Source organism: Bacillus sp. JJ1127, assembly GCF_036965845.1.
Classification (GTDB): Bacteria; Bacillota; Bacilli; order Bacillales; family Bacillaceae_G; genus Bacillus_A.
This window is the reverse complement of record NZ_JBALQK010000184.1, coordinates 1-7044: the sequence shown is the minus strand read 5'-3', so window position 1 is coordinate 7044 and position 7044 is coordinate 1. Positions and strand designations below refer to the sequence as shown.

Annotated in this window: 6 protein-coding genes and 1 pseudogene; all 7 read left to right on the top strand. The window is 33.1% G+C overall.

Annotated elements, in window-relative coordinates; all coding sequences use genetic code 11:
* Nucleotides 1-309 (top strand): annotated as a pseudogene (locus V7183_RS17930) (hypothetical protein); the annotation flags it as partial.
* Nucleotides 310-421: 112 nt separating this feature from the next.
* Nucleotides 422-3322: a collagenase ColA gene (colA, locus tag V7183_RS17925; protein WP_335360346.1), complete on the top strand. Its 2901-nt coding sequence runs from the start codon at nt 422-424 to the stop codon at nt 3320-3322.
* Between the two features lie 738 nt (nt 3323-4060).
* The gene (locus tag V7183_RS17920; RefSeq protein ID WP_097899803.1) at nt 4061-4504 is read left to right on the top strand and encodes a hypothetical protein; all 444 of its coding nucleotides are present in this window, start codon (nt 4061-4063) and stop codon (nt 4502-4504) included.
* 34 nt (nt 4505-4538) lie between these two features.
* On the top strand, nt 4539-5057 hold the full coding sequence (locus V7183_RS17915) for a SecY-interacting protein Syd (protein WP_097899804.1): 519 nt from the start codon (nt 4539-4541) through the stop codon (nt 5055-5057).
* Between the two features lie 27 nt (nt 5058-5084).
* Nucleotides 5085-5774, top strand: coding sequence for an SMI1/KNR4 family protein (locus tag V7183_RS17910; RefSeq protein WP_097899805.1), 690 nt, complete (start codon nt 5085-5087; stop codon nt 5772-5774).
* A gap of 65 nt (nt 5775-5839) precedes the next feature.
* Nucleotides 5840-6232, top strand: a complete 393-nt coding sequence (locus V7183_RS17905; RefSeq protein ID WP_097899806.1) for an immunity 22 family protein — start codon at nt 5840-5842, stop codon at nt 6230-6232.
* A 21-nt stretch (nt 6233-6253) separates the two neighbouring features.
* Nucleotides 6254-6964, top strand: a complete 711-nt coding sequence (locus V7183_RS17900; protein ID WP_335360345.1) for an endonuclease V — start codon at nt 6254-6256, stop codon at nt 6962-6964.
* Nucleotides 6965-7044 lie beyond the last annotated feature (80 nt).

The window sequence follows — 7044 nt, the reverse complement described above, 5'->3', positions numbered from 1 at the left end:
AGCATTAGTATACAAATGAAAACAACTTTATTATTACCTCTTGCAGAACAGTTTGAAGGAGGGAGCGGACTCTACTCAATATTTGAGATGGCATTTTCAGTAGGAGGGATTATAGCAGGTTTTATTGCTATCTATTTTTTAAAAAAGTTTAAACATAAAGTTATTTTTATTACGATGATGGGCACAGTTCACTTAGCGTATGGAAATCAGGATTTTAATTTCAAAAAAATGTCTTATGGTATAAGATCAGCATTTTATCGGCAGAATCTGTTTCATTTTTGTACATTTCTAGGAGATTTAACTAAATGACACAAACTGCATGTTTAGAAAGGTAAACAGAAATGCAATATTGCATAATACATTATTTTATCTTAATATAGTGTTATTATTTTGGATGGATTAGATAAACGGAGGAAATGGTATGAAAAAGAAATCAAAATTTACTCAAATGATGCTCGGTATTAGTACAATGGCCTTATCATTTGGAGGTATTCAAACACAAGTGTCAGCGGAAGAAAACACACCTTATAATGTGTTGCAAAAGAAACCAATTGGGATAGAAACTTCAACAGATGAAATTGCACATTCTACAATAGCAGACGAAATGTTGTCTTATGAAGAACGTTTAAAAGTAGGCAATTTTTCACAACGCCCAGCTAAGGCCGTGAAACGAGCAGTGGCAAAACAATATCAGCAAAAGTATTCTGTGGCAGAGCTGAATAGAATGAGTAATGACGAATTAATCGATACATTGGCAAATGTTAGTTGGGATCAAATCATAGATTTAGGTCAATTTAATCAAGAAACAAAAGCGTTTTATCAAAATAAAGGGCGAATACAGGTTATTATTGATGAATTAGGTCGCCGCGGAAGCACATTTACAAAAGATGATACAAAAGGGATTGAGACGTTTGTTGAAGTACTATATTGCGGTTTTTATTTAGGCTTTAATAATAAAGAATTAGACTATTTAAATGAGCGAAGCTTCCATGATAAATGTTTACCGGCATTAAAAGCAATTGCAAAAAATCCGAATTTTAAACTTGGTACAGATAAACAGGACAAAGTGGTATCTGCATACGGTAAATTAATTAGAAGTGCTTCTTGTGATGCTGAAACAGTTCAATATGCAGGGAATATATTAAAGCAGTATAACGATAATATTTCTGTATATATAAATGACAAGAATAAAGGAGATGCTTTGTATAATCTTCTCCAAGCGATTGATGATGATATACAGTCTTACGTGAATGGTACAAGAAAAAAAGCGGATGAAACAATATGGTATGGGAAAATTGATGGTTTTATAAATGAAATCAGTCGAATGGCTCTTCTAAATCATGTAACACCAGAAAATACCTGGTTAATTAATAATGGTGTTTATTATACTGGTCGTTTCGGGAAATTCCATAGTAATCCAAATAAACCTTTAGAAGTACTTACACAAGCAATGCATATGTATCCTCGTTTTAGTGAAGCTTATTTTCATGCTGTACAAGAAATTGCAACAAACTATGGTGGAAAAGATTATTATGGAAATACAGTAGATTTAAAGAAAATCCGTGAAGAAGGCCAAAAGCAGTACTTACCAAAAACGTATACATTCGATGACGGTGCTATTGTATTTAAAACAGGAGATAAAGTAACGGAAGAAAAGGTTAAGAGATTATATTGGGCTGCTAAAGAAGTAAAAGCGCAATATCATCGTGTAATTGGAAACGATGCAGCGTTAGAATCAGGGAAAGCTGATGATGTACTGACAATCGTTATTTATAATAATCCAGATGAATATAAAAAAAATAGCCAACTATATGGATATGATACGAATAATGGTGGAATTTACATTGAAAGCATTGGAACGTTCTTTACATTTGAACGTACACCGCAGCAAAGTATTTATAGTTTAGAAGAATTGTTCCGTCATGAGTTTACACACTATTTACAGGGAAGATACGAAGTTTCAGGATCATGGGGACAAGGAGAAATGTATCAAGATCAACGTTTGACTTGGTTTGAAGAAGGAAATGCAGAATTTTTTGCGGGATCTACTCGTACGAATAATGTTGTTCCGCGCAAAAGTATAATTAGCGGATTATCATCTGATCCTGCACAGCGTTATACAGCAGAACGAACATTATTTTCGAAATATGGAGACGGACCAGATAAATGGGACTTTTATAATTATTCTTTTGCATTGCAGTCTTATTTATATACTCATCAATTTGAAACTTTCGATAGGATTCAAGATTTAATTCGTGCAAATGATGTGAATGGTTATGATGCATATCGTGAAGCTTTAAGTAAGGATCCAAATTTAAATAAAGGATACCAAGACTATATGAAGCAGTTAGTTGATAATCAGGGTACATATAATACCCCGCAAGTATCAGATGATTATTTAGCTGACCATGCACCAAAGCCACTAGCTGAGGTAAAGAAAGACATTACAGATGTAGCAAAGATAAAAGATGCAACAATTACAAAGCATAAGTCTCAATTCTTTGACACGTTTACATTAGAAGGAACATATACGGGCGGCGTAACAAAAGGAGAATCTGAGGATTGGAAAACGATGAGCAAGAAAATCAATCAATCTTTAGAACAGTTAACGCAGAAAGAATGGAGCGGCTACAAAACAGTTACAGCGTATTTTGTCAATTATCGTGTGAATGCGAACAATCAATTTGAATACGATATTGTATTCCATGGCGTTGCAACGGGAGAAGAAGAAAAACAGACGATTAAAGTAAATATGAATGGACCGTACAATGAGATAGTAAATGAAAAAGTTGAATTTCATAGCGATGGTACAGAAAGCACAAGTGGAAAAATTGTTTCTTACCTCTGGGATTTTGGCGATGGTGCAACAAGTACAGAAGCAAATCCTACTCATGTATATGGAAAAGAAGGAACATATAATGCAAAGCTAACAGTGAAAGATAATAAAGGAAAAGTAGGCCGAGCACAAACAACGGTTACCGTAAAAAAGGATGAGCCAGCAGGTCATAACTATCAAGAGGCAAAGGTGCTTAGTTTTAATAAGCTTTCAAAAGGAAATATGGATCGACCTAATATGGCGTATATGTACACATTCAATGTCACATCTCCAAAAGAAGTAGATATTTCTTTTATAGATGAACAGGGAATTGGGATACAATGGGATGTGTATCACGAATCAGATCTAGGAAATCCTGTCATTACGGGTCGAGCGGATGGAAATAATATTAAAGGGAAATTTGAAGCGAAACCTGGGAAGTATTATTTAGTTGCGTTTTTTGAAGAGGAAAATAGAAATGGAACATATTCATTATTAGTAAAGTAAATCTATTTCCAATATATAACTTTAATTTTTGGGAGGAGCCTGTCACTATGGCTCCTTCTGTTCTTTTTTTGAGGGTCTATCTAAGAGTTTTTTCTTAAGATGAAACGAATGAAAATTGCGGAAAATTAATCCTTGAAAGAGATGAAGCACACATATAAAGAGCCTGCCACATTGCCATCAAACTCAGAAATCTATTGTTCTCCAAAACGAAAAAAATAAACTGAATTCCCATGGATACCTATGAAAAAAAGAAGTTTTCGTTTTGGAGGCACTTCAAAATGTTAGCTTGATAGCGATGGGGTACCGCCAACCAAATGTCATAAACCTCACGCTAATACATGTTATGGAAGTGGAAAATTAAATTTTCCCTCGCTAGAGGTTTAGCCGAGATACGTGTAAAAGGAGTTTGTGTAGCAATGGAACAAACCCCTTTCTACGCTCTTAGATACCAGAAAATTCAAATTTGTTCAAATGGTGTTCGAGGGATATTAGTGTGACATTCTTGAATCGCTACATCTAACCTTTAAAGGGTGCAAATAATTTTATGAATTTACAATTTCTTAATGATTAAAAAACTAAACATTTACAAGTTTTTTATTTTTATACAAAACTTAATAAAAATGCTTTTCTTATAAAACGACAGTATACCATAATCAAATTATGGAATGTTATAATTTAGGGGAATATAGTTTCATGGTCTTACTATATGAATGAGAATTCAAATAGAGAGGTGAGTACATGACGAATTGCTATTTTGAGTTTCTAATACACAAAGAAGCTTACTTTCATAAACTAAGAGAATGTTTTTATAAACTGAAGGAAGAGAAAGAAAAGGAGATGATAGATTCCAGTGATTCTATGTGGTTAGAGTATTTTGATGAAGATGTATTAAAACAGTTTTGGTGGCCGACTGAAGAAGAATTACATAACCACTGGATTTTATGGGAACAAACCCCTGTTGAAGAACGTTTAAGGGAACCTAAGCTTGAAACCCCATGGGATTTTGAATCTATGATTGATACATTTGCTTGTGGGGAATATGAACTAGTCTTTTGTGAAAAGGTATCGAACAATATTGGAAGAATTGAATTTTATCCCAATGCATGGCCATATGGAGGCAGCGATGTGTTTAGAGCGTTGATTGAGTATAGTGGATTCAAAATTATTGATGAGAGTGCATAAGTAGAGAATAAATAATGGTTTGGGAGAAGTAAAAATGAAAGAAGAAATGAAGCAGTATTTTCATAAATTACTTAAGGAATGGAAAGACTATAATCATTCATTACCAAAATCTGTGTGGATAGAAGAAGCAGAGTCCTTTATATATGAAGGGGAACCAGATACAGAGGGATATATCTTTTGGAAGCCTGTAGAAAAAGATGTAATTCATGATTTTTCTGATACAGAAAAGAAATTAGCAGTACAATTACATCATTCGATTAAAGAATACTATAATTCTTACTGGTTTTTTGATTTAGCTGGTAGTTATTTAGAGTATGGAATTGAGCTAAACCCTGTTATACCAGGAATTGAAGTTCGAGACTTTTATACCTCTTTACAAGGTTATAAAGAAGCGCACCATAATGAGTTAAAGAATATTCCTATAGGTATAGAGTCTAATGGGCTTTTGGTAGTTGTAGATAATGAAAATGGACAAGTGAAGATAGAAGATTATGAAAGAGGGAGCTTTGAAGTTATTAGTAAGAGTTTAGCAGAACTCATTTCAATGCTTTAAATGTAGAAATGAAAGGGGGATGGTTATATGGAACAAAAACTTGCATTTCTAAGAAAATATAAAAGAAATGTAAAGCTTCAATTAATAGATAAAATACATAATAAAGCCATACCTAGTATTTGGTATGGAATTTTTAAAGAACACGATAGAAATAAGAGAATAAAAATGGTTTTAGAGATTTGGAGAACATACGTAGGGAAAGAATTAAGAAACACAATCTCATATTTGGAAGCGCACCTTTTCAATGTGGAGTTAATAGAAAATAACGGTATGTATTCGATGTTATATACACTGGAGACGCCGGATGGTGAGATAGCATATTATGAAGCAGGAAATCCTATGGATAGATTTCATAATAAAGTGCTAGAAGTTTCATGGGGTAGAATTCCCATTTCAGTTCGAGAATTTTATGAAAAAGTTCATAATGGATTTTATTATTATGCGAGCGGTGCTATGGGATTAGTGTCTTTGGAATGTGTTACTTATTTTGATGATGATGAGTGGGGAATTATTGAAGAGTTAGAGGAGCCCTTACAAATTGATTTGAAAACAACTTTTGGATTTTTTAAAAGTGGAATGGGCGGTTATGTAGCCATTGACTATAGCAATTGCAAATATGATAAAGCTACATTATGGTTTACAAACGATCAGCCAGAATATAATGTTGATTTCTGGAATGTAGTAGATGAATGGATCGTGATTGGTTTTGAAGTATAGTATGTAAAAGGTTTAAGAATAATTTTTGTGTGCTGAAAAATTATAGATGAATGGAGTTTGTATGCATGGAAAAAGAAGGTGTGGTCTCATTATGGCTAGGAAATATGGAGTCTCAAGATTTTTTAGAAGATTATTTCAGCATAAAATATACAGATGATGGTGATTCCATACCATCACCATTTATAAAAGAATTTTATATTTGTATGTATGATATTGATGAGGACTTTATTGAAAAAGAGTTTTATTTAGAACGAAGTGATAATCTAGAAGCCTTACTAGCAGGGTGTTCTTATGAAGAAGTTGTGATACCACAGATGAAAAGATTGGCTTCGAATATACTAGAGATGAAATACAATACAATTATTATGATATATAACTATGAATATAGTGGTGAAATAACAAATAAAAATGAAAATCTTTATACAATGAGATACATAGGAACAGTTTCATATAAATGATAATAAAAAGAGGATGAGAACATGGAAGTTAGAGAAGTACATCCGTTTCATTTAAAAACAGAAGAGGAATTTTCTGAAGTTCAAGATAGCTTAGTGAGTCAAATTGAATTGAAAAATAACTTTCACTTAGAAGATGTGAGATTAATAGCTGGAGTAGATTTAGCTTATTGGGAAAAAGAAGATAAGCACTATGGGGCTTGTTGTATCGTGGTTATTCATTATCATACGAAGGAAGTAGTGGAGAAAGTCTATAGTTATGGTGAAGTAACGGTGCCGTATATACCAGGTTTTTTAGCGTTTCGTGAGTTACCTTTAGTAATAGAGGCAACCAAAAAGCTTACTTCTGATCCAGATATATTTATGTTCGATGGAAATGGTTATTTACACTATAAACATATGGGGATCGCGACACATGCTTCTTTTTTCTTACATAAGCCTACAATCGGTGTAGCGAAAAGTTATCTTAAGATTAAAGATGTTGATTTTAATATGCCAGAGAATAAGGCGTTTGCTTTTAGCGATATTATTATCGATGAAGAGGTATATGGAAGAGCTCTAAGAACGAAAGAGAATGTAAAACCGATTTTTGTCTCTTGCGGAAACAATATAGATTTAGATACGAGTATTCAAATTGTATCGGATTTAATTGGAAAGGAAAGTAGATCACCAATTCCAGTTAGATTAGCAGATTTAGAAACACATAAGGTAAGAAGAGACAAGAGCGAAAAATGAAGGATTATATTCATCAGTATACATATAAACTGAAAACCTTATTTCTGTTTAGATGGACAAGAGCATCTGGCCATGCATAG

Coding starts and splice junctions, on each gene's coding strand:
- colA (WP_335360346.1), top strand. CDS start 422: ATGAAAAAGAAATCAAAATTTACTCAAATGATGCTCGGTATTAGTACA.
- V7183_RS17920 (WP_097899803.1), top strand. CDS start 4,061: ATGACGAATTGCTATTTTGAGTTTCTAATACACAAAGAAGCTTACTTT.
- V7183_RS17915 (WP_097899804.1), top strand. CDS start 4,539: ATGAAAGAAGAAATGAAGCAGTATTTTCATAAATTACTTAAGGAATGG.
- V7183_RS17910 (WP_097899805.1), top strand. CDS start 5,085: ATGGAACAAAAACTTGCATTTCTAAGAAAATATAAAAGAAATGTAAAG.
- V7183_RS17905 (WP_097899806.1), top strand. CDS start 5,840: ATGGAAAAAGAAGGTGTGGTCTCATTATGGCTAGGAAATATGGAGTCT.
- V7183_RS17900 (WP_335360345.1), top strand. CDS start 6,254: ATGGAAGTTAGAGAAGTACATCCGTTTCATTTAAAAACAGAAGAGGAA.